The sequence below is a fragment of the Streptomyces sp. NPDC040545 genome, assembly GCF_055595065.1.
In genome coordinates this window covers 119,945-145,624 of sequence record NZ_JBVIWA010000004.1, presented here as the reverse complement: position 1 = coordinate 145,624, position 25,680 = coordinate 119,945, and the positions used below count along the sequence as shown (strand labels likewise).

Genomic DNA, 25,680 nt, shown 5'->3' with positions numbered 1-25,680 from the left:
TCCACCTGCTGGACCAGGATGAGACCCTCTCAGCCCAGCTTCCTGGAGGCAGAACCATGCGCGTATCCGCCTTGTCCGCCACCGCCGCCCTCGTGGTCGCGACCCTCGCAGGAGGCGCGGCCCCGGCCGCTGCCGACACCCCGGCCGGCCCGGTCCTCCAGGCCGACCTGGAGGCCGGCAAGGGCCTCCACCACAACGTCGGGACGGTGTTCTACGAGCGCGTCGACGGCGAGGTGAACTCGGTACGGATCATCTCGGTGCACATCACCAGCGGCGAGCGCGACTGTGCGTGGGTGTCGTGGAACGACCCGCACAACGTGAACGGCTGGTCCAACCTGACCACTGAGCCCTCCTGCAACGGCACCGGCCTGGGTGAGTACCCCGGCCTGATCATCAAGGCTCCGGTCAGCCACCCGCTCAAGGTGCGCCTGTACGCCGACCATCCCGGCTCCGACGTGGTGCACAAGGACATCGAAAAGCTCTGACCGGGGCGGGCAGGGCCGAGCCTGGCCGGGGCGCTACGAGCCGTCGCCGGCCTGCTCGTGCCCGAAGGCGGCGAGGAGCTCGCTCTCGCCCGGTGCGGTGAACAGCCGCTTGGGCAGCGCCACGAGACACGTCCGGCGGCGCGAGCGGCCCACGAACACGTGCAGCCGGGGCGTCTCGTGGTAGTAGCGCACCTCGTCCCACACCATCCGCTGCGACTCCCCGCCGCGGAACACCTCGATGCCCGTACCGTCCACGACGACCCGCTTCTCCTCGGCGGCCCTGCCGGTGCGGAAGCCCCGGCCCACCGCCCAGCGCGGCAGGACCAGCAGCACGACGAGGCCGTACGCCACCGCGATCCCGAGGGGGACGGGGTGCACGGTGAGACCGCCTGAGGACAGCGTCACGCCCGCCGAAGCGAGCAGGACCGTACCGAGGACGGCCACCACCCGGCCGCGCCGGAAGAACCCCGCCGCCCTGGCGGCCTCGTCGTACTCGTCCCTGGTCACGCTGCCGGTGGCACTGAAGGCCGTCTCACGTATCTCGCTCACGGGAGCGGAGCCTAACGCTCCGCCCCGACATGAGGCACAGGGACATCGAGCAGCTCTGGCCGGGCCGGGTCGGGTCGGGTCGGGTCGGCGAGAGTCCGCCCCTTGCCAACAACACCGTCCGCCGACACGGCCGTCAACCACTGCCACCGGACACCACAGCGGGCCCCACCGGAAATAGATCCGGCGGGGCCGCCGGTACTGCGGGATAAGGCCGGGCTACTCGTCATCACCGACTAGCCGGGCCCCTAGCCTCGGGCTTTCACGAGGTGGGCTGTCCGAAGCGTGATCGAAAACGCGAGAAGTGCTCCTGACCTGCATCGATAGGACTTGTCGAGGGTCCATATCGTGCCGTGGAAAGAAGCACTTCCCAGGTGAAGAAGCGCATCGTGTCGTACCCACGTGTCCGTATCGAGGGTCGCGGCCCGGCGCTGGCGCCGTGGCGGCCTGGACGGGGTGCTGGTGCTGGCCCACTCCGAGAAGCAGGACGCGACCGCGACCTGGAAGAAGACCTTCGGACACCATCCGTCCGGGTCGTTCCTGAGCAGGTCACACCCACAGTAGGTGGAGCGGGTTCTTATCAAATTTACGTCCGCCAGGCGCAAAGCCCGGACTCCAGGGCTGTCGCGGTGTCGGTTCCGACGCATCGGCGGTCGCAGGAGCTTCCAGCATCGGCCGGAAGTTGCCCGGCAGGAGTGGCTCTCAATCTCGCCGCCGATGGCGTGTTCGCGTCGATTCCCACCGCGCCGTGCAACATCTCTGCATCGCAGCCGGCGACGGCCTCCGAGTCGGGTCATTGGTGAGCTGGCTCGGGACACGCCCGGAGCTCCTGGACCTCGCGCAGAGAGCCGGCCTGGCACGACAGGTTGTAGTTCTGAAACAGGCTGTCAAACAGGTCGGTATGCCATTCAACGGCACGACCAGGCGAACGTTCCGATGATCCGAAAAGCACCCGGGCATTGCCCTGGTGCATTGGAGCGAACTCCACCCCCAAAGCCCGAGCCGCAATGTCCGACCCGACATCCCTTGTGCTGATGCTTGTCCGTCACATCCGGCACACACTGAGGGGCCCAGCCATGGGCCTGTCCGCCTTGAGCAGTGAAAGGTGCATGTTCGTGATTCGAGGAACAAACGGGCTGAAGCAGGGAAAGCGGCGGCTGCGCGCGCTTTCCGCACTGGGCGCGGTGGGTATCGTCGCAGGACTCGCTTCCAGCCTGCCGGCGTCACCGGCCGGTGCCGCCCCGGCCCCCGCGGCGGCTATCGCGCAGAACCCGTCCCACGGGAAGAACGGCGTTGAGTGCGACGGGAGGGTGTACGCCTCGTTCGGCAACCCGGAAGACCAGCTCTACACCGCCGACAGAGGGCCCGGAACGGTCCAGTTCACAGCGCTGGGCAACCCGACGCCGTTCCTCTACAACGCCATCGGCGTGAACCCGCGCGACCGCTTCCTCTACGGGACCACGTTCGGCAACGCGAACAACGACCTGGTCCGCTTCGACCGCAATGGCGACTTCACCAACCTCGGTGCCATTGACGGTCTGCCGCCCGCCCTCTACATCTCGGGAACGTTCGACGACCAGGGCAACTACTACATCCTGGCCGACGATACGCCGACGATCTACCAGGTCGACGTCAAGTCCCGCTCGGTCACGGGTTCCATCGACGTCCCTGAGCTGTCCGACCCGGAACTCGACATCTTCGACATCGCGTTCCGCGACGGATTCCTGTGGGGCTCGACCGACGACGGCGCCATCGCGCGTATCCGCATCTCCAATGGGGACGTGGACTTCTTCCCCGGTGTCCTTCCCGGGGGTTCGGACTTCGGCGGCGTCTTCGTGTACGGCAACGGCGATCTCGGATTCTTCCGCAATTCCCCCGGAGAGCTCTTCCGGGTGCACGTGAAGAACGCGACTGCCGTCGACCCCGAGTTCACCATCCTGTCGACGCAGGACGTGGCCCCTGAGCAGGAGCTGGTGAACCTCGACGCCACCTCCTGCTTCCTCGACTCCAAGGCCGACCTCGCGGTGGACAAGCAAGGCACCAGGGAAGTCACGTCGGGCGGCGAGATCACCTACCACATCACCGTGAGGAACGTGAGAAAAGAGGAGAGGGGGAAGGACAAGGGGAAGGGTACGGGCGGCTCCTCCGGCTGGTCGCTGACCGACTACCTCCCCGCGGAGCTCCTGTCGCCCACCACCCAGACCGAAGGGTGCGAGATCACTGACGGCCTCCTCTCCTGCACGGGTGGCCCGCTGGCGAAGGGTGACAGTGTGGAGATCGAGGTGACCGGCACCGCGGCCGACGTTTCGGAGCCCACCACCGTGTACAACACCGCCACTGTGTTCGGCGACGACGCCGACCCGCGTAAGCAGAACAACCAGGACACCGCGTCCACCCTCATCACGCCGCAGGCCCCGTAGTCCCTTGCCGCCGGCCGGGGCCGTTTCGGCGGGCCCCGGCCGGCGTCGCTATCCGCCGAGCTGCGACACTCTCGGGACCTTGTCCGTCACCTCGGAGCCCGCGCTCTTGCCCGCTTCCTCGACGCCGTCGATGACGTTCTGGAAGGAGCTGCCGTCGGCGTCACCCGCCTCGCCCTTCCGGAGCTTGCTGCCGAGGCCCTTGAGGGACTCGATGCCCGCCGTCAGCGGGCCCATGGCCTTCCACAGGAGCGGGTCGCCCTTGGCGTTGTCGGCGGCCGCCTTCAGCCGGTTGTAGTCGAGCCCGGCCAGACGGCCGCCGCGGCCGACGTTCTTCCAGGCGAGGCTGAAGGCGGTCTCGGCCTTGTCCCCGTGCAGCCGTACCGGTACGCCCCGCTCCTGCAGGAACTCCTGCGCCCAGGAGTGCAGGCTGCGGAAGTCCACCCGGTCGGCGACAGTAGCCGCCACCCGCGCGCAGTCAGTACCAACAGCTGGGCGAGGACCCGCTGTTCGCCCTCACCGACAGCGCCCCACCGCAGGGCCTGCCGGCGGGCGGCCTGCCACTGCTCCCGGAGTAACCGCTCCTGCCGCCGCGCGTCCTGCGCCCGCTGCGATGCCGCCCCGCCTGCCCCCATACCAGCCCCCTCGTACGCGGAGTGACGATCATAGGACGGAAGGCGACCACGCCGGCAGGGCGCCTCCGGGCCCGCCGCCCGGCGGACGCACCCGTGCCACGTCACTGCCGAACCCGACGATCAGGTCCCCGTTCGCGGCCACGGCCAGGCCGGTCGGCCTGGTCGGCAGCAGCAGCGGGGCGCAGAGCTCGCGACCGGTCGTCAGGTCGGCGAGCGTGACCGTCCCGTCAGCACGCCCGATGTACGCGGCGGGCCACTCCCGCACCGCCACCGCTGTCACTTCCGCCGTACCGCGCACGCCCGGCCCCACCCGGTGGCCGGCGACGTTCCACGCCTGGACCGTACGCGCTCCGCCGCGGCTGCCGTCGTCGAGATGCGATGCCGCGATGTGCGACCCCGAAGCATCGAGGACGGCGTCACGCCCGGCCTCCGGCAGGGTGCCGGGCGGCGCGGACGGATCGTCCAGCCAGATCAGTGTCATCGCCTGGCTGACGGAGGAGATCGCCGCGTACGTCCGTCCGTCGGCGACCCCCGTCGCGAAGCCTGTGACCGTGGACCGGACCCCGGTCGGGACTTCCGCGAACGGAACCTCGGCGGAGCGCCGCCACAGTTTCACCTCACCCCAGGGCCCGCACGTGACCAGGGCCTCGCCCTCCCCCAGGTGCACACGGGACATCCAGTGCAGAGAGTTCCGATGTGCGGGTACCGGTGGTCCGACGGGCTCGCCGGACCCGAGGTTCCAGTGCCGCAGAGCGCCGTCGGGATGGAACATCGAACCGGCTCCTGTTGCCGCGACGACGTCGGTGCCGTCGCTCCAGGCCACGAGAGCTCGCGTACCCTCGACACCGGTCGCCAACGGCCCGGCAGCCTGCTGTCCGCTCGAACCGTCCCGGGCGAGGATCGTCCCGCCTTCATCCACGCTGACGAGAACACCGGACGGTTCGGCGACGACGACCCGGCTCAGCCGCTGCTGATGGCCGCCGGTAGGTGCCACGGGGACGGCGACGTCCCACAGGGCCACCACGCCCTCGTAGTCCGAGGCCGTGAGGACCATGTCCCGGTCCTGCCACCGTACGGTCTGCAGCATGGCGCACGCGGCCGGCCCCGGCAGCGGCGGCCCGGCCTCCTGTCCCGTGGCCAGGTCCCACAGGTGCACCCGCCACCGGGTGGGTACCGCGAGCGTTCCCGGGAGCACAGCCGGCTTCACCACGGTCCTCGAGCCGCTCCACATGTTCATCAGACCGTCCTTCCGGCGGTTGATGTGAGCGGTGATCGGAGCACCCGTCGCGACACCGGTCCCGACGTCGAACGTGACGACCGATTTGTACTCGTCGACCGCCGTCACGCAGTCCCGGCCACCTACGGTGGCGAAGGCGACGCCCTTAACCCGTCGCAGCTCCGGCGGTGTCCGGAGCGGCAGTGGTGCTCCGCTGTCCAGGTCCCACAACGACAGACCGATGCCCCCCGTCAGCAGGACCTGCCGACCGTCGGCCAGCCGCCCCCCGGCCATGGTGTAGGTCACCGGTGCCTCCAGCGGACCCAAGCCCTGGCCACCGGGCAGGGACCAACGCCGGACGTGCCCCTGCTCGTCGAGGCTCACCACGTACGGGCCGTTCACGGACTCCGCGGCGTACAGCTCGACAAGACGGTCCTCGCCCGCGCTCACCATCCCCCGGAGCGACCAGTCGGCGGCGTCCCAGATGCGCAGCTGTCCGCCCTCGTGCCCGGAGACGAGCAAGGGCCCGCGGGCCGTCGTTGCGAAGACGAGGCACCAGACGGGCTCGGCGCACGGGAGCAGGTGAGACCGACCGGATTCCACCTCCCACACCGTCAACCGGTCGCGGGTGCCCACAGCGATCAGCGGACCCTGCCCGAGCTCGTCCCAGGCCACGGCGGTCATGGGCCCGGTGTGCAGCTTCAGCCGCAGCCGCGGATCGAGATCCGTCCCGCTCCCCCACGCCACCCGCCACGGTTCGGTGCCGAGGCCCTCTTCGGCGAGCCGCTCCGCTTCACCGGTGTCGCCCCGGCGCACGGCGTCCAGGTACTGCAGCTGACGCCGCCCGATCTCACTCAGATCCGGTCGTCCCGATGCGGACCCGATGGCTGCCACGGACTCCACTCCATGTTCCTCTCCTATAAACCAGAACCGGGTACGGTCCCCTGAAGGACCGCACCCAGCCTGTCAAAGGAAATCAGAACACGCCTTGGGACGCTCGCGCCGAATTACCGCCCAACACCCGAAACGCTTCTCATCACTTGAGAACCCTCAGCCAATTCCGAATAGCCACTCTCTCCTGTTCAGGAGTCCCCTGCCAGCCCGCCGTCCATTCGGAATATTCACGAAGCTTCCGATGCTCTTCGAAATGACTGACCAAGACAGCGCCGATCGTCGTCTGCCACTCCATGCCGCAAACGATCACGTCACCCGCCAACGACAGCATGGTGAATCCCGGAACGCCGTACCCACTGCCGAGCGGACCAGCCGCACCGGCACCCATGACGTCCCATGTTTCAGCCAAACCGACGCGCGCCCACCACCATTCCTCTTCTTGTCGCTTCACCGCCACAAAAAATTCACGGTCGGCCGAAAATAGGCCACCATCGCGAGACAGTTCGAACCAGCCCTTGTTCGCCCTGGCCACCCAGTCTTGCGCGTCAATTTCAACAGAGTAAACAGGCCACCGGCCCGACGGCGGCGGGTACCCCGCAGCCCCCGTAGCCAGCCTCGGCGGAATGAGCGGGCAGTCGAGGTCTGCCATCCCACGAAAGATCAGGCCTGCCACATGCAGCCGATCGGCGAGTTCGGTCAAATCAGTCATTGGGGGACCCTAGGGGGACGGGGTGCACGGTGAGACCGCCTGAGGACAGCGTCACGCCCGCCGAAGCGAGCAGGACCGTACCGAGGACGGCCACCACCCGGCCGCGCCGGAAGAACCCCGCCGCCCTGGCGGCCTCGTCGTACTCGTCCCTGGTCAGGCTGCCGGTGGCACTGAAGGCCGTCTCACGTATCTCGCTCACGGGAGCGGAGCCTAACGCTCCGCCCCGACATGAGGCACAGGGACATCGAGCAGCTCTGGCCGGGCCGGGCCGGCGAGAGCCCGCCCCTTGTCAACAGCGCCGTCCGCCGACACGGCCCTCAACCACTGCCACGGGACACCACAGCGGGCCCCACCGGAAATAGGTCCGGCGGGGCCACCAGTACTGCGGGACAAGGCGGGCTACTCGTCATCACCAACCAGTCGGGCCCCCAGGGCGGACGCAATTGACTCCGCCAAGTCCCAGTCATCATCATCGACGCGTCCGGATACCACTACACGCCCATGCCTCCACGAGAAGGATGCCGAAGAAGCAGAAATTCCATAAACAGGCTGCATTCCGATGTCCGCCCATCGAACAAAACCCTGGCGCTCCAGCTTCGAATTCTCTCCGGCAAGAGCCTCCCACTCCTCGCGAGCGATTGGTTGATTTTCACTCTCGGTCCACAGATCAGCTCGCGTGATATGGAAGTCGTACCCCACGCCCGGCCCCTCTCATCGAACTATCCGCTCGTCTGCCCGAAGAGGAGATTAACCCCTCTCCCCTGCGCATATTCCACAGCCCTGGACATCTGGCCTAGGTGCATATCGCTCAAAGTCCCGGACCTTACAATGACATAGACCGAGCGACTCCCGATGTTCGCCGGGTCGGTGAACGCATAAGGACCTACGCCGTTGTAATTGGCCGCATCGTCAACCGCCCCCTTGAGTCGCTGATAAAGCGTTCCCTTGAGCTGAAAACTGGGGAGGCCTGTATCCATAGCCTTAAGGCTGATCGCGTTACCCGTGTCAGGCTCAAACTGATCAAAAGCCTGATGATTTGTCGGAAGGTTCGAGAACCCCATCTGCTCCTCGAACGCAAGGCCCTTGTCCCGAGAACTCATGGTCCAAATATTCGTTTCACCACCACTCGTCATCTCGCCGAGGTCCTGAATTTCAGGACCACACGCGTTGTGGACGAGGATCGGGGTGGCGCCCGCCACAACATAGTACGTGTGCTACGCGAAGCCTTCGACCTGCTTTTTCGCAGGTCAAGTGCAGTTTGCTGGTCCGGTGACGTGCGCGGGCGTCCGTGGTTGTGCGAGGTTGTTGCCGTCGCTACTGCCGTCAGACGGTTCAGCCCAGGTACGGCTTCTCGCGCTGTTCCAGGAAGTGCTGGAGCCTGAGTCGTTGGGTGTGGTGCATCGACAACTCCTCGATCTCTTCCGGCGATACAAACCGGAGTTCGGTGGACTCGTCGGAGATTGCCAGTTGGCCGCCGGTGATGCGGGCGGTGAAGCAGACGTTGAACTGGCGGCGGACCTCGCCGTCGGTGTAGGCGATGATGTGTTTCGGGTCGGTGTAGGTGCCGACCAGGCCGGTGATCTCTACGTCGAGGCCGGTCTCTTCCTTGACTTCACGGACGGCCGTGCCTGGCAGGGAATCGGTGAGGTCCATTCCTCCGCCGGGCAGGGCCCACAGGTCGTTGTCGCGGCGGCGCTGGAGGAGGATGCGCCCGTGGTCGTCGGTGACGACGGCGGACGCGGCGACGACCATGCTGTTCGGCTTGGGCGCGTTCGGGTCGTCGTAGTACTCGGTGCGGGCCACGGTCAGCCTTCCTCTCGTACGGGGGTTGCCGTCGTCCACACCGCGTCGAAGCTCTCGGCGTAGGTGTCGAACATGCCGCCTGTCTCGTGTCGGCGAAGATGCCATACGGGGGCGGCGTACGCGTTGACGCCCCAGACGTGGGCGTTGACGAGTTGCTGGTCGTCGGCGCGGTAGAGGGAGTTGTAGAGCGTGGTTTCGTGGGAGCGGACCTCGATGCCGGGGGTGCCGGCGAGCGGCCTGTAGTGCATGAGTGCGAGGCGGCAGCGGGATTCGATGCCGTGCCCGAACCGCTCCTCCTGGCCGCGGGCTTGGACGTTGTCGCTGTCGGGGTCCCCGATCGCGATGCGGACGGTGCAGCCTTCGGCGGCGCGTTCGGTGAGGAGTTCGTTCAGCCGCGGGTACGCCTCATGGAGGAAGACGGCCGCGTAGACGAGGATGTCGATCCGTTCCCGGGCCTGGGCCATCAGGTCGGTGAACGTCGAAATGGGGAGGTCGGCCCGCTGCTCGTAGAGCGCCACCAGTTCAGGGCTGATGGCGCGGGCGGGGCGGGCCTGGCGGAGCGCCGGCCAGAGTGCGTGCACGTCTTCTCCCAGGGCCTTGGCCGCCTGTAGGGCGGTGGCACGGCGTGGGATACGCCCGAGGTTCACCCAGCGCTCGACCGACTTGGGGTCGACCTCAACCTGCTGAGCGAGGGCGGTGTACGTCCAGCCTCCGGCTGCCATGACGGCTCGTAGTCTCTCGTTCGGCACGAGTCTCCCCCTTCGTCTCAGGACGGCACCAGGGACGTTCTACACGGTGCGAGACGTCCCGGAGTGGGGTTTGGTGGAGGTTCCTTCGTCCCGGTGACCGGCGTGAGGATCGGTGCCGACCCTGCGGCACCAATAGGCCCAGGGGCCCGCATCAACGCCGCCGAGGAGCGTCAACGTGCGAATGAGCGCCACCCCATGTGTTCCCGCCCTGCGACTGGACGCCCGGTCGCGCGCCGCCTCGCCGGGGTGGTCACGATGACGGTCCCCACCCCTGATGCCGACGGGCACACCGTCTCGCCCGATGCCGGCGCCCTGGTGGTCGACCGGCGGAGCGGCAAGGTGGGCGTGGTGATGGGGCATGTGGGACCGTACGTGCAGCTTCGGCCGCCGCGCGGTGGCCGGGAGTGGGACGTGCCGCCCGAGGACGTACGTATGCCGACTCCGACGGAGGAGCTGAGCGCGAAGGTGGCCGTGGCCAACCGGAGGTGGGGACGGTGACCCCTCGCTCGGTCCTGCGCTACGAGACCTGGACGCTCCAGCCCGACCGCGAACCAGACGCGGAGCCAGTCCTGTACGCGATGCAGTGCGCCGTGGACGGAGAGACCTCACCGACGAGCGAGGACTTCGCCGAACCGCAGGAGTGGGTGCTGCGGCACTGCGGTCAGAACCCGTCCCACCACACCTACCGGGAGATCATCACCCGCCCCTGGCGGACCTGGCGCCAGACGTGATCCGCCTCGCCTCGCTCGCCCAGGCGCCGCACCGCGCTGACCACCCGACTCCCGTCCCTGCCGGGCGTAGCCGATCGAGGCTCCCCCGCACTCGTCAGCGCCGGCAGGGACGGGCCCTCACGTGCGTGCCGTGCCCATGGGGGTTCTGGCCTCAGCCACAGAAAGTCAGCCACGACGGTGGGCGCGCCAACCGACCACCCGCCACGTGTGTCTCGCTCAACCCCGCACCGGCATTAGCCCCGTTATCTCCATCGTCACGGCCCCCAGCCAGGCGGCAAGCATGGCCGTCCGGGACGGCGCGAGCCCGCCGGGCGGCCTCTCAGGTGCCCGGCCAGCCTGCTGCTGAGCGGTCGGACCGGGGCTTCCGATTGGTGGTCCGGCTTACGCTCCCGGGCTCTGCGCGCCGAGTGGTCGGCGGCCGTCGCCAGCGGGGCGGCAGACAGGAGCGGGCGGCGGTCACTGACCGCCGGCGCGCGGCGGCCCGCGTCAGCGGGACGCCCTTGATCAAGTAAAGAAACTCTGAACAGCTCACCACTGGTCGCTGGTCAAGTTCGCCGAGTCGCTGGCGCAGCGTGCTACTGCCGACGTTCCTTCGGTTCGGCAGGTGCGGTCTTCGGCTCCTCGGTCGGTGATGCGTCCGGTTCGGCATCGTCTTCGTGGAGGGGAGGGAGGGAGAGGCCGCGCCGGCGCTTTTCTCGCTGGACCTTCCGGCGCTCGCGGTATACCCGCTGGTGTTCCTCGCGGACCGTGGCCCAACGCTGGTCCAGCTCCACCTCTCGCGCCAGTAGCTCGTCGTCGCCGAGGTGCGCGAACTCGGTGGCGGCGGCGCGGGCCTCGTAGGCGAGATCATCTTGCAGCCGGTAGTTCGTAATGGGCCCGTGGTGTTTGCCCAGCTCTGGCTCCTGGCGGACGAAGACGCCGCGTCCCTTGACCGCGTACACGAGCCCGGCCTGCTTGAGGCTTCGATAGGCGTTCTGCGCCGTGGAGTTGGCGACTTTGAATCGCTCTTGGATCTCCCGGGCGGGAGGGAGCTGGGAGCCCGGAGGGTAGGTGCCTTCCAGGATCTCCCGGCGGAGGATGTCGGCGACCTGGGCGTAGGGCGGTCGGGCGTCGTCGTTGCGGATGACGTCGACCGGCCAGTCCGGCCCTTCGGTGTCAGCGTCCTCGTGATCACCGTCGGCCCCTTCGGCACTCCTGCCGACAGAGGGGCTGACGTAGCTGCCCCGGCCGAGCTGGGAGTGGACCAGCCCTTCCTGCTTGAGCACACGCAGGGCGTTTTGGACGGTGGAGCTGGAAACCCCGAACCGGTCACCGAGCACGTTGGCCGAGGGCAGGCGCTCGCCGGGGCGGAACTCGCCGTTCGAGATCGCGTCCCGTAGGGCCTCGGCGGCCTGGAGGTACGGCGGCCGGGAGTCCTCGTCCAAGGGCAGGGTCATGCCCTCACGGTATCGCCAGCAGCCTGTAGCGCTACAGGCACATCCCCGGGTTCCCCGCCTGACCGCCTACCAACCTGATCGAATTCACAACCTAATCGATCTTGCAAGTTGAGCGATCATCTCCCTATGCTCTATGTCGAGCCGATCAAGCGGCTCCATCGAACGAGGATGTGATGGCATGGCCATGACCCGGATCCGTGTTGCTCTGCTGCCGTCGGCGGTGTGCATCGCGGGCACCGAGCCAGTGCTGAAGATCAAGGACCAGCAGACCGGGGAGATCGCCACCGACCGCGAGACCGGTGCGTCGCTGCATACGGTGATGGTGATGCTCATGGAGGACGGCCGGGCCGAGGTCCTGAAGATCACCGTCCCGGAGACGGGCCTGGCCGCCGGGCTCAAGCCCGGGGCGATAGTGCGGCCGGTGGAGCTGTTCGCGACGCCGTGGGCGCGGATCTTCAACGGGCAGCTCTCCGAGGGTGTCGCCTACCGGGCCGCCCGCCTGGAGCTGGTGACGGTGGAGGCGGCCCAGTGATCCGCTTCGAAACCACCGCGCCGGAGCGGGAGTTGCACCCGCTCCGGCCCCTGCCAGGAACTGAGGGCAAGGCCACGTTCACCGTCTCAACGGTGGTGCTCGACCTCCTCGGCCTGAGCCCGGAACGGGCTGGCCGCCTGGACCTCGGCGACATGCTCGTCCTGATACGCGAAGAGGGGGTCTGACATGGAAGCCGTGACGGACTACGCGCCGTACGCGCTGCCGATCGCGACCGTGCTGGTTGGTGCGTGGCTGCTGTGGACGGTGGCGCGCTACGTGCGGGCCGACCGGGGCACGCGGGTCAGCATGCGGCAGGCCGTGCGGGTGCGCTGGGGCTGGGTACGGCTCGCGCGGATGGCGAGGCTGACGGTCACCGACAAGACCCCGAGCCTGCTCGCGCAGATCACCGCCCAGAAGGACGGTGCCACCCCCGCGCCCCGGGTACTGACGCCGAAGATCAAGGTGAAGCCCGACCAGTTCGGGGTGATCGTGCGGGCGCGGACGCTGCCGCAGGTCGGGCTGGAGGAGTACCAGAAGTCGGCGCGGTTCCTGGCGGACGCCTGGCGGTGCACGCGGGTATCCGTGCTGCCGGACGGCCCCGGCAAGGTGGTGATCCGGGGTGTGCGCTCCGATCCCCTGACCACGACCACCCGCCACCGGCCCACCGGCCGGCCCCCTGTGGACCTGACGCGCTGGGAGCTGGGGGTGGACGAGTACGCCGCGCAGGTGTGCGTGTCCTTGGCCAATGTGCCCGGGGTGACGGTGGCCGGCGTCCCGGGTGCGGGCAAGACCTCGGGGGTCAACAAGTTCGTCTGCGACTTCGCGCCGTCGGCGGCCGTGCAGTTCGCGACGGCGGACGGGAAGGTGTCGCGGGCTTCGGAGGGTGACTACGCCGACCTGGTCAAGCGGATGTTCGCGTTCTGCGGGGATGACCTGGATGAGGCGAACGCGCTGTTCAAGCGGCTTGTGGAGCTGCGTAAGCGGCGCTCGGCGACCATCCGGGACGTGCTGGGTGTGAAGAACATGTGGCATGTCGGCCCATCTCCGGAGTGGCCGCTCACGGTTCTGATCATCGACGAGGCGCATACGTACTTCCGCGAGTACAAGGGCAGCGACCCGACGACGAAACGTCTTGCCGCGCTGACAGCGGAGAACGCGCGACTGGTGGAGGACCTGGTCAAGAAGGGCCGCAGCGTCGGCATCCTGGTGATCCTTATCAGCCAGAAGACCACCGGCGACGCCATCCCGACCTTCATCCGCGACGTGTGCCCCATCGGGCTGTCCTTCGCGCAGAAGACCGTGGAAGCCGCGGTGGCCGCACTGGGCGAGGACATCCGCAACTGGCCCGATGCCAGCCCGGTGACCTTGCAGGACCCCGCCTACGTCGGCGTCGCGGTGATGGCGATGCAGGGCCGACCCGGCTACACCCGCATTCGCACCCCCTACGTCTCCGACGCCGACGCGGCCCGCGTCGCCGAGGACACCTCGCACCTGACCGCCGACCCGGACCTGTGCCTGGACGCCCTCCTGCACTCGACCGGCCGGCAACGCCCGCGCCCTCGCTCACCAAGTGATCCCGAAACACCCACGCCGGAAGGGAGGTTGAGATCATAGCGGAGGAACGGTTCACCCGGCGCACCGTGACCGTGGTCATGGCGGTCATCGCGGCCCTGGCCTTCGTCTTCTCCTTCGGCAACGTCTGGGCGCTCGCCCTGCGCCTCGGCGTACCCCACCCGATCGCGCCGCTGATCGCGCCCATGGTGGATCTGTCCGTCGTCGGGCTCTTGGTCGCGCTGCGGTTCCTGGCCCTGCGCGGGGTGTCCAAGGTGGAGTTGCGGGCCGGTACTCGGCTGCTGCACCTGTGCGGGCTGCTCACTCTCGCGCTGAACACCGCCGAACCGCTGCTGGCCGGACGCTATGGACGGGCCTGCCTGGACACCGTCGCCCCGCTCCTGCTGCTCGGCTGGGGCCACGTCGGCCCCGCCTTCCTCGCCCAGTTCCACACCCTGACCCACACCACGCCGCACCTGGAGGCCGTAGCTCCCATCTCTGAACCGGTGCCCGACGAAGCACCCGCGCCCGAGCCCCCGACGCCCGTACCGGCCGTCGTCGCCACCCCGACCGAGGAACTGAAGCCCGCTCCGAACCCGGCCGCCACTCCGCCCGTCGCCGTCACCAAGACGACTCGGCCCGCCACCGGCCCGGCCCTTCCCGTCGCCCTCTTGGACGCGGCTCAACGCATCGCGGACACCCACCGCGCCGAGCACGGAACACCGATCAGCGCCGCCCACCTGGGCACGCGCATGGGCGTCGCACTGCCGGTGGCCACCGCCGCACTCGCTCAGCTCTGAGCCCCGGCCCTCACCGGCCGCATACCCCTCGCTGAACCCACGCCCGCCAACGGGTCTGGTTCGTCATGCCCCGAGCACCAACACGCCCACAGATCCGGCTAGTTGCTGCTCGGGGCCACCCCACCCGAACAGAAGGGACACGCCCCGAATGGTCACCCTGGACCTGCGCCACGTGGCAAGCCCCGCCGTACGGGACCTGCTCCACCTCGTCAACCACCCCGACTTCGACCGCGCACAGCAGCAGATCGAACACCTCGGCGGCTGTACCGAACCCGTCCGCCTGACCGGCCGCACTACCACCGTCGACACCACAACCGGCGAGGTGCTGCGTACCTACGCCTCCTCCGACGAGCCCACGGGCAGCCTGCTCACCGCGTGCGGCAACCGCCGCTCCTCCCGTTGCCCGGCCTGCTCCCGCCTCTACGCCGCCGACACCTACCACCTCATCCGCGCCGGCCTCTCCGGCGGCAAGACCGTGCCCGACACCGTCCGCACCCACCCCCGCGTCTTCGTCACCCTCACTCCGCCATCCTTCGGCCCCGTCCACAACCGCCCCACCACCCCCGGCGGCGACATCCGGCCCTGCCGCTGCCGCAAGCTCCACGAACCTGACGACGCTCTGCTCGGGACGCCACTGAACCCCTCGACGTACGACTACGAGGGCGCGGTCCTGTTCAACGCCCACGCCTCCGCCCTGTGGGCCCGCTTCACCACCTACCTGCGCCGCGAGATCGCCACCGGGCTCGGCCTGACCCAGAAGGCCGCCCACGCGGTCCTGCGGGTGTCCTTCGCGAAGGTCGCCGAGTACCAGCAGCGCGGCCTGGTCCACTTCCACGCCGTCATCCGGCTCGACGGCCCGGACGGCAACACCACGCCCCCGCCGTCGTACGCCACCGTCGCCGTCCTCACTGAGGCCGTACGCGCCGCCGCAGCCCGGGTCCGTGTCACGGTCTCCTCGGATGCGGTCCAAAGACGCGAACTCGGCTGGGGCGAACAGCTCGACGTATCCGAGATCACGGCCTTCGGCACCGACGCCGAATTCACCGACCAGGCGGTGGCCGCCTACGTTGCCAAGTACGCCACCAAATCCGCCGACGCCTCCGGCGCCCTCGACCGCGCCCTGTTCTGCCGCCCCTGCCAGGGACGCGGCGCCACCCTCCTGCCTCACGGAACCCCACTCCCGTGCACCGCCTGCGGCGGCACCGGACAGGCCCGCCCGCTGACCCGGCTCGCCGTCGCCCACCACGTCCGGCAGATGATCCGCACCTGCTGGGAGCTGGGCAGGCTGCCGGAGTTCGCCCACCTGAAGCTCTGGAAGTGGGCGCACATGCTCGGCTTCAGGGGCCACTTCTCCACCAAGTCCCGCAGCTACTCCACCACTCTGGGCGCGCTGCGCGCTGCCCGTCGCGCCTGGCGCACCGCACAGGCCCGCGTCCACGCCGGCCTGCCCGAGTCCGACCCGGCGACCACTCTTGTCGTCGGTCGCTGGGACTACCTCGGCTCGGGTTACAGCCCCGGTGCAGCCCTCCTCGCCGCCCACGTGTGGCACCGCAAGGAACTGGAACGGCAGTTCATCGCGGAAGGCGGCTGCTGATGGTCTCGCCCCCGCCCACCGTCCTCCGCACGGAGGCGGCCCCGGTACTGGATCTGCTGACGGTGCCCCAGGTCATGGCCCGCCTCCAACTCGGCCGCTCCGCCGTCTACGACCTGCTGCGCTCCGGCCAGCTCGTCTCGATCACCCTCGGCCGCGCCCGCCGCATCCCATCCCACGCGCTCACCGACTTCATCCACGCCCGCCTCGAACAGGAAGCCGCCTGATGACCACGCCCCGCGACACCCCTGCCTCCCGCCGCGTCCGCGCAAACGGCGACGGAACCGTCTACCAGCGTAAGGACAGCCGCTGGGAGGCCGCCGGATACGTCCTCGCCCCCGGCAATACCCGCAAGCGCATCCGTGTCTATGGCCCCACCAGGAAGGAGGCCCTGGCCAAGCTCACCGAGAAGATCGCCGCCAGCAACCGCGGCGTCCCCGTCCCCTCCGCTCAGGGCAGCCTGGCCGCGTTCTTGACGTACTGGCTCGACGCTGTCGCCGTCTACCAGCTCCGTGAGAACACGCACACCCGCTACATCGCCGTCGCCCGGCTCTACCTCATCCCCGGCCTGGGACGGAAGAAGCTCGCCAAGCTCACGGCCAAGGACGTCCGCACCTGGCTCAACCAGCTCCGCACCACCTGCCAGTGCTGCACCCGCGGCCTGGACGCGGCCCGCGATGAGCCCCGCTGCTGCGCTGTCGGAAAGTGCTGCTCCAAGCGCCTCTCGCCGCTGACCCTGGCCTACGTGCACTCCGTCCTCAAGTCCGCCCTGGAGCACGCCGTACGCGAGGAAGAGATCCCGCGCAACGTCGCCCGCAACGTCCGCACCGGCACACCCCGACCCCGCCGCTTCGAACCCCTCACCGCCAACGAGGCACGCGAGTTCCTGGCCGCCACAAGCGGGCACCGGTTGCACGCGCTGTTCGAACTCGCCCTGCGCACAGGGCTACGCAAAGGCGAACTCCTCGGCCTGTGCTGGGAAGACCTCGACCTGGCCGGCGGAACCGCCAGCATCCGACGCACCCTCCAGCGCACCAACAGCGGCGGCCTGACCGCCCTGCCGACGAAGACCCAGAGCTCGGAGCGGCGGATCGCACTGCCCACCGAGTGCATGCGCTCCCTTGAACAGCACCGCGACCAGCAAGCTGAGGAACGCGAAGCAGCGGGGACCGGCTGGAAGGCGAGCGGCTACGTCTTCACCCGGCCCGACGGCTCCCCGATCGAAGGGGCCACCCTCACCCGGCACTTCAACACCCTTCTCTACCGGGCCGGGCTCCGCCGCATCCGCTTCCACGACCTCCGCCACTCGACCGCGACCCTCCTCCTGGAGCAGGGCGTCGAACTCGTCGTGATCAAGGAGCTGTTGGGCCACGCTCACATTGGCGTCACGGCCACGGTGTACGCCCACGTCCGACTCCGCCTCCAACGCGACGCCATCGACCTCCTCGGCCACGCCCTCCGCAACCCCACCGAGACCACCAGCAAGCCCGACGACGGCAACGAACCACCGCTCTGCACGGCCCCCGTCCGCTGACGTTGCCGTCAACTACTGCCGTCAGGCCATGTGAAGAGCCCCGCCGAGATCTCTCGGCGGAGCTCTTCACATGGGTCTCGATCAATTACCAGAAGGGAACCGACCACCACCAGTCTGAAACGGACATCCAATTCCAGCTGAAGTGTGGATGGTCAGCAGGTCCACGTTACAGAATTCTCACGAGGGGTGAAATCCGATGAGGTGTTCACAGGTAAGCGCTATTCAATAGCGCACCGTGCTTGATCCCGAAGCTCCACGGACAGCACCTCGGAGGTTTCCATCTCACGGAGAATCCCTCGAACGACGTCTTGATCGAAATCTTCTCGGCGAGACATCTCAATCACCCACGGAGCAGCCAGTTGCATCCAGTACGAACGGCCAGACTTCCATGCCGACTCGACCGTCAATTCAATTAGCCTCTCGGGAGCCGATACGCCACCCTGGCTAAGCTGCCCCCACGAGAGGGAAAATTCAGCCAAGGATTCAGTGAGATCGCGCTCCAGGTAGGGCCACATGGGAACGAACCCAGAGCTTACAAGCGCAGCTCGCCCTTCCGATTCCACCCCGACCCCAATACGGCCGTCAGGCATGGTCCCAATCCATGCCCCGTCCCCTCGGTACACCACCGGAGTCCAATCACTCATCTCAACCCCATGGCCTGTAGTCGAAGTCAATGCCTTGATCACTCATGAATGTCTGGAACTGCTGCCGTGTGGAATCTGTCCATCTGTGGCCATAGTGACCGCTATTTTCCGTGAACACCAGGCGCCCATTGTCCCGGAAGAGTGTGCCGCCCAGCACTGTCCCTTTATCCATGCCTGCCTTTTCGGCAAGCTGCTCATGTGGGCTGAGACCTCCGGGAATGCGCTCACGGTCACCTGCCAAAAATCTCCCCGCGCCCGAATCGAAGACAAATTCCGTCTCCGGCTTCGTCGATGTGAAGGCTTTCAGGGCGTCCGCAGTTCCCTCACCCGCCCCCAGCGCAACGTCGCCACAGGTGTTATGCACCAGGACTGGAGTGGCGCCAGCAAGTACATAGTACGTGTGGAGCTCATCGACGGTCAGGTTGTACCGGGTGGCCGTGCCAGGGGTCGGCCGGACGTTGAGCACCCGGATCTCGCGGGCGTCCGGGGTGGTCAAGGCGTGGCCGGGGGTCAACTCCGCAGCCGGCACCCAGGTTCGAGTGGTCTCGTCCCAGAAGGGGTGCTCCGCCGTGGTGTGCAGCGTCTGCTGGTCGCCGGGGGCCACCTCCACGACGAGGTCGATGAGGTCGCTGTCGTCGTGAACCCAAGTGGCCGCGACGGTGCGCCCGCCCGAGACCTCTCCCGTCTCCGGGTCCGCGGCTTCCACCTCGTCGCCCGGAGCGATGTCGGCGATCGCCTTGGTCTCGCCGTTGCCCAGCAGCACCGGCGTCTCGGGCGAGAAGCTGCACGTGCCGTCGCTTGCGGGCTCCGCCGGGCTCGGTTCCTTCGCGGTACCTGCGCCCGGCTCGCTCGGAGCCGTGGTGTCCGGGGCTTTTTCGTGCGGGGCTTCCTTCGCCGACGGGGTGGGGACGTCGTCGGTGAGGAGTTTCTTCCCCGCGGCAGCGGCTTCGGCCGCCTCCGCGGCCCTGACAGCGGCACGGTATGCCTTGATGGCCTTGACGGCTCCGACACCGTCTACGGCCAGTGAGCCGATGAAGCCCGTCCAGTAACCCTGCTCGTACCGCTCCGAGGTCGGGTCGGTACCGAAGAGTTCGGCGCCCGGGTTGTCACCCCAGAGGTTGGGGACCTCGTAGTCGCTGCCTTCCCAGCCCGTCCAGTCGTTGAAGGTCTCGTTGTCGCCGTTCCAGATGTCGACGCAGTTGTCGAGGAGCCATCCGGCCGGGTTGATCCAGGGCTCGTTCACGCCGCCGAAGGCACCGTCGAGGGCTCCGGTCAAGAAGTCGCCGACACCCTCCCAGGTCCACAGGCCGGAGGGGTCGCTCGCGTTGACGGGGTCGTTGCCCGCGTAGGCGTAGCCGCCCATCTGGTTCGGGTCGCCGGCCTCGAAGACCGGGTCGCAGGTCAGGAAGCGGCCTATGACGGGGTCGTAGTTGCGGGCGCCGAGAAGACTGAGGCCCGTGGCCGTGTCCGTGGGCTGGCCCAGGTATCCGCGGTTGTCGGCCCAGGCCGGCGGGGCCGGGCCTCGCTGGGCTCCGTACGGGTCGAAGGCCCTGCGCGTCACCTTGAGCGTGGCCGCGTCGACCTGGAGCTGGGACGTGTTCTGCGGGTTCGTTGCCTGGTAGACGACCGCGCCGGTGGAGGAGCGGGTGATCTTCGTGCCGTCCGGACCCTTGTAATTGCGCAGGCCTGAGACCGTGCGCGACGACTTGTTCAGAGTGAGCTGTTCGGCGCCTCCGAAGAGGTAGAGCGTGTCGCCGTCCGCCCCTCGCTGGATCAGCATGTCGCCGTCGGCGTCGTACAGGTAGTTGGAGGTGAGCGTTCCGCCGGCGGGCTTGGGGGTGACGACGGTGTCGGTACGGCCCTTGACGTTGTAAGTGAACGTCTGGGTCGTGGCCGCGGCCGCGCCGACCTTGGTGTCCCGGCTGGTGGTGTTGCCCACGGCGTCGTAGTGCGGGGTGAGGGTGGTCGTGCCGTCCGGCCCCGTCGTGGTGATCGTCGTCGCCGTGTTGGGCTGGGCGGCCGGCGTGGTGCCGTTGCCGGGGTAGGTGATGTTCTGGGTGACGTTCTTGAGCGGGTTGCCCGCCGTGTCGTGCTTCACCTGCTGGGTTCGGTCACCGAGCAGGTTGTACGTGTAGCTCTGCCAGTACGGGTTGGGCCCGCCGATCGTGGCGGCCTTCGGAAGCGCGGTGTTGCACTTGGATATCTGTCCGGGCTTGGCGGCTGCCAGGCCCTTGGTGTCCGTCCATGCCTCGGACAGGCGGTTCTGCCCGTCGTAGAGGAAGCACTGGGTGTCGGTGCCGGTGACCGCGCCGCTGCTGGACTGCACCGTGGACGTACCGGTGAGGTTGCCGGCCTCGTCGTAGGCGTAGGTGGTGGCGTCGATCGGGCTGCTGCCGCTGGTCTGCAGGCTCACCGTGTTGGTGGCGAGCCTGCTGGTCGCCAGGTCGTACGTCTGGGCGGTGCGGAACTGCTTCTCGTAGACGCCGTACGTGGACTGGACGACCTGGCCGAGCGGCGTGTAAATGCTCTTGTTCAGGTACGGGGTCGTGCGGGAGCCGAACTCCGTCTCGAGGCCCTGGAGGTTGTAGCCGTAGCCGATCGTCTCGGCCGGCAGCCCGCCGTCCTCTCCGAAGGAGGTGGACTGCAGCAGGCCCACGGTGGGGGTGTACTCGGCCTTCGCCGTGTAGGTACCGGCGAGCTCGCCCTCCGCCGCGGGGATGACCACGGTGGAGCCGGTGGGCTGGTAGGCCGTGTTGTAGCCGTTGACCTTCTTCGTATAGGCCTTGCCGCCCGCACCCCCCACGAACCGGGTCGAGGACGTCTGCCGCCCCTTGAGGAGGGTGTCGTACGTCCACTCGGCCAGCTTCTTGGACTGGTCGGTGGTGCTGGTGCCTTCGTACTCACCGGTCTTGCGGCCCAGCGAGTCGTAGGTGGTCGCGATGCTCTTGCCCAGGGCGTCGGTGCTCAGGGTCTGCCGGCCGAAGACGTCGTAACCGAAGGTCGAGAGGCCTGTGTCCGGGTCCGTCTGGGAGGTCTTCTGGCCGAGCAGGTCGTAGGTGTAGGTCCACTTGTTGCCGGCGGTGTCGCTGATGGACTTGACGTCGCCGGCGGGCGTGTAGGTGTACGAGGTCCTGGTGTCGGCGGCAGCCGCCTTACCGGCGGTTCCGGACGACCAGATGGCGGTACCGGCGGCGTTGTACATGCGGAAGTTGCCGTCGGCCTTGACGATGGCGTATCCGCCGGTGGCTCCGGCGGTGCCCGTGCCGGACGTCCACAGGGCCGTCCCGGTGGTGCTGGTGACGACCAGGTTGCCGTCGGCGCGGACCGTGGCGCTCGCGCCCGGGTTGCCCGCGGTGCCCGAGGACCACAGGACCTTGCCGTTGGCGATGCCCGTCAGGACGAGGTTGCCGTCCGCCTGCATGTCGAGCCGGACGCTCTTGGAGGAGAACGTCGTGCCCGACTGGATGACGGTGCCGGCCGTCAGCTTGCGGTCCGCCGTGGTGTCGAGGGTCTGGGTGGCCGTCGTCTGGCCGATGGCGTTGGTGTACCGGGCCTCCGCCTGACCGCCCTTCGGCGGCGTGTTGACCGTCTTGTCGACGCCCGGGTAGGACGTGGTGGCCTCCCAGAGCTTGACGCCCTTCGACCACTGCTGGTTGGCGATGACCCGGCCCTGGCCGTCGTAGACCTGGCGGGTCTGGTTCGGGACCGTGTTCTCGGTCTCCACCCACAGCGTGGTGCCCGGATCCGCGGTCGCGTCCGCGTACGTCGCGATGCTGGAGACCGTCCAGCCGTGGCTGTCGTACGAGGTGGAGGAGATCAGACGGCCCGCGGAGTTGTCCGCCGTGGTCGACTGCTGCTGGCGGACCCGCAGCAGTCCGTCGTAGATCGTGACGGACTTGCCGTAGCTCCCGTCCTCGCGGAGCGTCTCGGTGGTGACGGCCGAGGGGTTCGGGCTGTCGCCGGCACCGCTGACGGAGTAGGTGAACCTGCGGTCGGGGGTCTGCGTCGCCCGGTCGCGGCCCGGCGTCCAGACAGCGGTACGCCGTCCCAGGGTGTCGTAGGTGCTGCTGGTGACCCGGCCGTTGACGTCGACCGTCCGCTTGTTGAGACCGCGTGTCGGGGACACGTCCGTCGTGGCGGTCCAGTTGTACGGCTGGGGATAGGTCGTGGTGACCTGCGTCGGGAGCGTGCCCGAGGCGGGGGAGAAGGTGGTGGTGGTGCTCTGGGAGGCCACGTCGTTCTGCTTGGTGACGCGACCGTAGTCGTCGTACACCAAGCCGCCGTTCACCTGGAAGACGGGATTGCCCGCACCGTCGTACTTGGTTGCGACCTGCACGGCCGTCATCCGGCCGACCGAGTGCGTCTTGCCGTCGGCGGCCCAGCTCTGGCCCAGCTTCCCGTAGGTGCCGGGGCTGGTCACGGAGCCGTCGCCGTCGTAGAAGATCCGCTTGTGGCTGAGGGTCGTGTCCTTGCCGGGCTTGGTGCCGCACGGGCCGGAGACCGCGAGGACCTCGCTCGGGTACATCAGCATCATCGGGTTGTCGGACGGCGCCGATGCGTACTCGGTGGTGGTGCAGTTCTCCTGCTCGGGCGCGGTGACGTCACCCTTGTCGTCGACCTGGTGCACCCGGCCAAGGCTGTCGTAGGTCGTGACCTTCTTGGACGTACGCCAACCGCCGGTGGACAGGAGGCCCATCGACCGGTTGGTCACCTCCGTCGAACGACGGGACACCAGGTCGGGCAGCGTCGAGAGGGAGGCCGGTGCCGGGTCCTTCGAGGTCCAGGCCTTCCGGGTACTGGAGCTGGTGTCCACCGTGGTGAGCGGCCCGTTGAGGGATTTCGCCGTCACCGTGCCGCCGGCGGCGGTGAAGGTCTGGGACTCCAGAGTGGCGCCGGCCAGCCAGTCGCTGTCGGGGAAGGACTCGCCGAGCGAGTTCGTCACCGACACGGACCGCTTGGTGCCGTCCTGCTTGTAGTCGCCGTCCATACCCTGCAGGTACGTGGAGACGCTCTGGACGACCGGTTCCGGAGCCACACCGGAGGTCGTGGTGACGCTGCGGTATCCCCGGAAGTCGTTCCACGTCCGGTACTGGTCGTCGGTGAGCTCGGAGTCGTCACGGTGCCATGCCGCGCCGCCGTCGTAGGCGTAGCTGGTGACCTTGGCCGGCGAGCCGGCCTTCGTGAGGTCGCTGCTGACCACCTGGGTGACGAGGGTCTTCACGAACCAGTCGGCCACGGGCTCGGCCGCGCCCGGCGGGTACCAGTTGACCGGATAGCAGGCCATCGTGTTGGTGTCCGCCGACGCCGGCATCGTGTTCTTGGTGCGGGAGCACTCGGGCTCGCGGTAGGTGACCGCCGAGGACTCGCCGGATTCCGTCCGGACGCTGGAGATGCGGGGACGGTACAGGGGCGGGGCCGCCGGTTCCAGACCGTCGACGCGGTTGTCCATCTCGATGCCGGTGAAGGTGACCGGGTCCAGCGTGATGGGCTTGTCGCCGCCACCGGTGGTGTCACGGCCGGTGTGCTGGATGGAGGACAGCCACATCACCGCCTGGAGCATGCCGGCGCTCTCCGTCTTGCCGGTCTTGCCGGTGACGGGGTCCATCACACCGCCCGCGTCCGAGAAGACGTGGGTCAGGCTGTAGGAGTCGACGTCCTGCCAAGCGGTACCGATCTTGACCTGGGTGGTGATGTCCTTGAGGCGGTACGTGGACCAGAACGTGGGCGAACCGAAACGGCAGACGTCGTCGCCCTCGCCCTCCGTCTTGTAGTCGGAGGGGCAGTTGATGTCGTACGGGACGTCCGGCCAGTTCTTGGCCGTGTCCTTCGACAGGTTGCCATCCGCGCACACCGTGTCCGACGTGGTGCACCGCTGCTTGGTGTCGAAGGCGATCCGGGCCGCGGGGTCCTTGCCGGCGACCGCGTCGGCGAGCTTGTAGCCGTAGGAGATGCGGGTCAGGTATCCCGAGCGGGTGTACTGCGTCAGGGTGCCGCCCTTGCCGTCCTTGACGACCTGGCCGTAGCCCATGTTGTAGTAGTTCGACTCGGTCTTGTAGTCGTACCGCTGGACGTTGCCCTGCGGGTCGACGACGAAGTCCAGGTTGAAGCGGTAGCCGACCTGCTTGTCGCACTGGGACTCGTTGCCCTTGGCCGAGGTGTGGCACGGGTCGTCCGACTTGGGGTGGTAGAGCGGCACACCCCAGGCGCTGTTGGTCGCGGTGTCGCCGGCCGTGCCGGGCGCATGGTTCAGACCGAGGTAGTAGGCGGTGCCGTCGGTCGTGGTGACCTTGAAGTACTCGCCTTCCCAGAGGTCGTTCGTCGCGCCGGTCAGCCGCTCGACCTTGGTGCCGTCGTCGGACTCCAGCCGGTAGGCGCCGTCGCTGCCGCGGACCAGCTGGCCGGTGTGGTCTCCGAGTGACAGCGTCGCGTTGTAGCCCGCCCAGCACTGGTCGCCGGAGTCCTCGATGCCCGAGTACTTGCAGGGCTTGTAGGAGCGCTCGATGAAGCCGGGGGTGTAGCCCCAGCCGTCACCGATCCAGGAGGACTGCGAGTTGCGGGCGGACGTCTTGCCGTCGACGGACTGCGAGTTGTAGGTGAGCGCCACGGACGGTGCGGCTCCGCCCAAGGAGGGCGGGACCGCCACCGGGTAGCTGTACGTGAAGGCGCCGGAGGCCGACTGCGCCCACGATCCCGAACCCGAGAGGGAGGTCGCGCCGTAGTCGCCCTGCGAGCCGGCCGAACCCGACACCGCCGCGACGGCTACGGCCTGGCTGCCGGAAGCCGCTGCCATCGTCCGCCGCTGACCCGACAGGGCCGCGTCCTTGAACGGTGCCGCGCTGGTGCCCACGTTCACGTCGGCGGTGAGCCGCTGGGTCTTCGGGTCGTTGACCGTCTGCAGCGGCTGCTGGACGCGGCAGGCCGCGACGGCGGGGGTGGTGAGCGCGCACCCCGGCATGGTCACGAGGTGCAGTCGAGAGGCCCAGCCGCCGCCGTAGGCGTCTGCCAGCGCGCTGTAGTCGAGGCCCACGGAGAGCTTGCCGCCGGTGGCGGCGCCGTCTGCGGGGGTGAGGCCGACCAGCATCCCGTTGACATTGGCCGCGGCGGCCTGCTTCCGGCCGGCCGTCTCCACCCGGACCATGGTCGGGCGGCTGTCGACGGCGGGTGCGTTCGCTGCCCCGGTCGCCGACCGGGGGGTGGGCACCGAGGCGGCCGGCGCGATCCAGACGGGTGACGTGCCGGCCTGAACAGGCGCGCCTGCTGGGGCCATCCCGCTGTCCGCCGACCGGCCCATGTCGCGTACTTGCTGGGACGGGTGGGCCACCGTGACGGTCTCTGTCCGTGCAGCGGGCCACTTGGGCGTCTTGGGTTGGTGCACGCGCATCTCACGCGCACCCTGGGGTACGCGAG

At 68.4% G+C, this 25,680-nt stretch carries 21 protein-coding genes and 1 pseudogene; 12 read left to right on the top strand and 10 right to left on the bottom strand.

All coding sequences use genetic code 11. The annotated features are described in order from the left end of the window. Positions 1-56 precede the first annotated feature (56 nt). Positions 57-485 (top strand): hypothetical protein, encoded by a 429-nt coding sequence (locus tag ACZ573_RS11150; protein WP_471302091.1) that lies wholly within the window; start codon positions 57-59, stop codon positions 483-485. 33 nt (positions 486-518) lie between these two features. On the opposite strand, the gene ACZ573_RS11145 is transcribed toward ACZ573_RS11150, so the two are convergent. Beyond that, the gene (locus ACZ573_RS11145; RefSeq protein ID WP_471302088.1) at positions 519-1,034 is read right to left on the bottom strand and encodes a YcxB family protein; all 516 of its coding nucleotides are present in this window, start codon (positions 1,032-1,034) and stop codon (positions 519-521) included. A gap of 399 nt (positions 1,035-1,433) precedes the next feature. Here ACZ573_RS11145 and ACZ573_RS11140 point away from each other — a divergent pair, with 399 nt between their 5' ends. Together ACZ573_RS11140 and ACZ573_RS11135 are read left to right on the top strand one after the other, a co-directional pair. Continuing rightward, positions 1,434-1,595, top strand: a complete 162-nt coding sequence (locus ACZ573_RS11140; protein ID WP_471302691.1) for a hypothetical protein — start codon at positions 1,434-1,436, stop codon at positions 1,593-1,595. Between the two features lie 443 nt (positions 1,596-2,038). Beyond that, on the top strand, positions 2,039-3,451 hold the full coding sequence (locus tag ACZ573_RS11135) for a DUF11 domain-containing protein (protein WP_471302085.1): 1,413 nt from the start codon (positions 2,039-2,041) through the stop codon (positions 3,449-3,451). A 48-nt stretch (positions 3,452-3,499) separates the two neighbouring features. Here the strand turns inward: ACZ573_RS11135 and ACZ573_RS11130 are convergent. From ACZ573_RS11130 to ACZ573_RS11100, 7 genes and pseudogenes are all read right to left on the bottom strand, one after another. Beyond that, positions 3,500-3,748: pseudogene (locus tag ACZ573_RS11130) on the bottom strand (hypothetical protein); the annotation flags it as partial. Between the two features lie 363 nt (positions 3,749-4,111). Continuing rightward, a complete protein-coding gene (locus tag ACZ573_RS11125; RefSeq protein ID WP_471302083.1) occupies positions 4,112-6,193 on the bottom strand; it encodes a WD40 repeat domain-containing protein in 2,082 nt (693 codons plus the stop codon). A gap of 142 nt (positions 6,194-6,335) precedes the next feature. Next, positions 6,336-6,902, bottom strand: a complete 567-nt coding sequence (locus tag ACZ573_RS11120; protein ID WP_471302080.1) for a hypothetical protein — start codon at positions 6,900-6,902, stop codon at positions 6,336-6,338. Continuing rightward, entirely contained in the window at positions 6,895-7,101 is a 207-nt protein-coding gene (locus ACZ573_RS11115) for a hypothetical protein (protein WP_471302077.1), read from the bottom strand. The genes ACZ573_RS11120 and ACZ573_RS11115 overlap by 8 nt, the downstream gene beginning before the upstream one ends. 520 nt (positions 7,102-7,621) lie before the next feature. Beyond that, a complete protein-coding gene (locus ACZ573_RS11110; RefSeq protein WP_471302075.1) occupies positions 7,622-8,101 on the bottom strand; it encodes an endonuclease toxin domain-containing protein in 480 nt (159 codons plus the stop codon). 133 nt (positions 8,102-8,234) lie between these two features. Further along, positions 8,235-8,705, bottom strand: coding sequence for an NUDIX domain-containing protein (locus ACZ573_RS11105; protein WP_471302072.1), 471 nt, complete (start codon positions 8,703-8,705; stop codon positions 8,235-8,237). 2 nt (positions 8,706-8,707) lie between these two features. Beyond that, positions 8,708-9,427, bottom strand: coding sequence for an XRE family transcriptional regulator (locus tag ACZ573_RS11100; RefSeq protein WP_471302656.1), 720 nt, complete (start codon positions 9,425-9,427; stop codon positions 8,708-8,710). Positions 9,428-9,709: 282 nt separating this feature from the next. On the opposite strand from ACZ573_RS11100, the gene ACZ573_RS11095 reads away from it, so the two are divergent. Together ACZ573_RS11095 and ACZ573_RS11090 are read left to right on the top strand one after the other, a co-directional pair. Continuing rightward, entirely contained in the window at positions 9,710-9,952 is a 243-nt protein-coding gene (locus tag ACZ573_RS11095; RefSeq protein WP_471302070.1) for a hypothetical protein, read from the top strand. Next, positions 9,940-10,185, top strand: coding sequence for a DUF7848 domain-containing protein (locus ACZ573_RS11090; RefSeq protein WP_109886519.1), 246 nt, complete (start codon positions 9,940-9,942; stop codon positions 10,183-10,185). Before ACZ573_RS11095 ends, ACZ573_RS11090 begins: the two co-directional genes overlap by 13 nt. Before the next feature lie 575 nt (positions 10,186-10,760). Here the strand turns inward: ACZ573_RS11090 and ACZ573_RS11085 are convergent. Next, on the bottom strand, positions 10,761-11,621 hold the full coding sequence (locus tag ACZ573_RS11085; RefSeq protein WP_471302068.1) for a GntR family transcriptional regulator: 861 nt from the start codon (positions 11,619-11,621) through the stop codon (positions 10,761-10,763). A gap of 178 nt (positions 11,622-11,799) precedes the next feature. On the opposite strand from ACZ573_RS11085, the gene ACZ573_RS11080 reads away from it, so the two are divergent. The 7 genes from ACZ573_RS11080 (at position 11,800) to ACZ573_RS11050 (ending at position 17,629) form a co-directional block, all read left to right on the top strand. Then, complete coding sequence (locus tag ACZ573_RS11080) at positions 11,800-12,153, top strand: SCO3933 family regulatory protein (protein WP_453767927.1); 354 nt, start codon at positions 11,800-11,802, stop codon at positions 12,151-12,153. Next, the gene (locus ACZ573_RS11075; protein WP_471302065.1) at positions 12,150-12,338 is read left to right on the top strand and encodes a hypothetical protein; all 189 of its coding nucleotides are present in this window, start codon (positions 12,150-12,152) and stop codon (positions 12,336-12,338) included. The genes ACZ573_RS11080 and ACZ573_RS11075 overlap by 4 nt, the downstream gene beginning before the upstream one ends. Before the next feature lies 1 nt (position 12,339). Then, the gene (locus ACZ573_RS11070) at positions 12,340-13,767 is read left to right on the top strand and encodes an FtsK/SpoIIIE domain-containing protein (protein ID WP_471302061.1); all 1,428 of its coding nucleotides are present in this window, start codon (positions 12,340-12,342) and stop codon (positions 13,765-13,767) included. Then, the gene (locus ACZ573_RS11065; RefSeq protein WP_471302653.1) at positions 13,764-14,504 is read left to right on the top strand and encodes a DUF2637 domain-containing protein; all 741 of its coding nucleotides are present in this window, start codon (positions 13,764-13,766) and stop codon (positions 14,502-14,504) included. Before ACZ573_RS11070 ends, ACZ573_RS11065 begins: the two co-directional genes overlap by 4 nt. Positions 14,505-14,652: 148 nt before the next feature. Continuing rightward, positions 14,653-16,098, top strand: coding sequence for a replication initiator (locus tag ACZ573_RS11060; RefSeq protein ID WP_471302058.1), 1,446 nt, complete (start codon positions 14,653-14,655; stop codon positions 16,096-16,098). Next, positions 16,098-16,322 carry a helix-turn-helix domain-containing protein gene (locus ACZ573_RS11055; RefSeq protein WP_471302055.1) on the top strand — a complete coding sequence of 75 codons (225 nt, stop codon included), beginning with the start codon at positions 16,098-16,100 and terminating at the stop codon, positions 16,320-16,322. Before ACZ573_RS11060 ends, ACZ573_RS11055 begins: the two co-directional genes overlap by 1 nt. Continuing rightward, positions 16,322-17,629 (top strand): tyrosine-type recombinase/integrase, encoded by a 1,308-nt coding sequence (locus ACZ573_RS11050; RefSeq protein WP_471302053.1) that lies wholly within the window; start codon positions 16,322-16,324, stop codon positions 17,627-17,629. Before ACZ573_RS11055 ends, ACZ573_RS11050 begins: the two co-directional genes overlap by 1 nt. 645 nt (positions 17,630-18,274) lie before the next feature. Here the strand turns inward: ACZ573_RS11050 and ACZ573_RS11045 are convergent. Beyond that, on the bottom strand, positions 18,275-25,654 hold the full coding sequence (locus ACZ573_RS11045) for a polymorphic toxin-type HINT domain-containing protein (protein WP_471302051.1): 7,380 nt from the start codon (positions 25,652-25,654) through the stop codon (positions 18,275-18,277). Between the last annotated feature and the right edge of the window lie 26 nt (positions 25,655-25,680).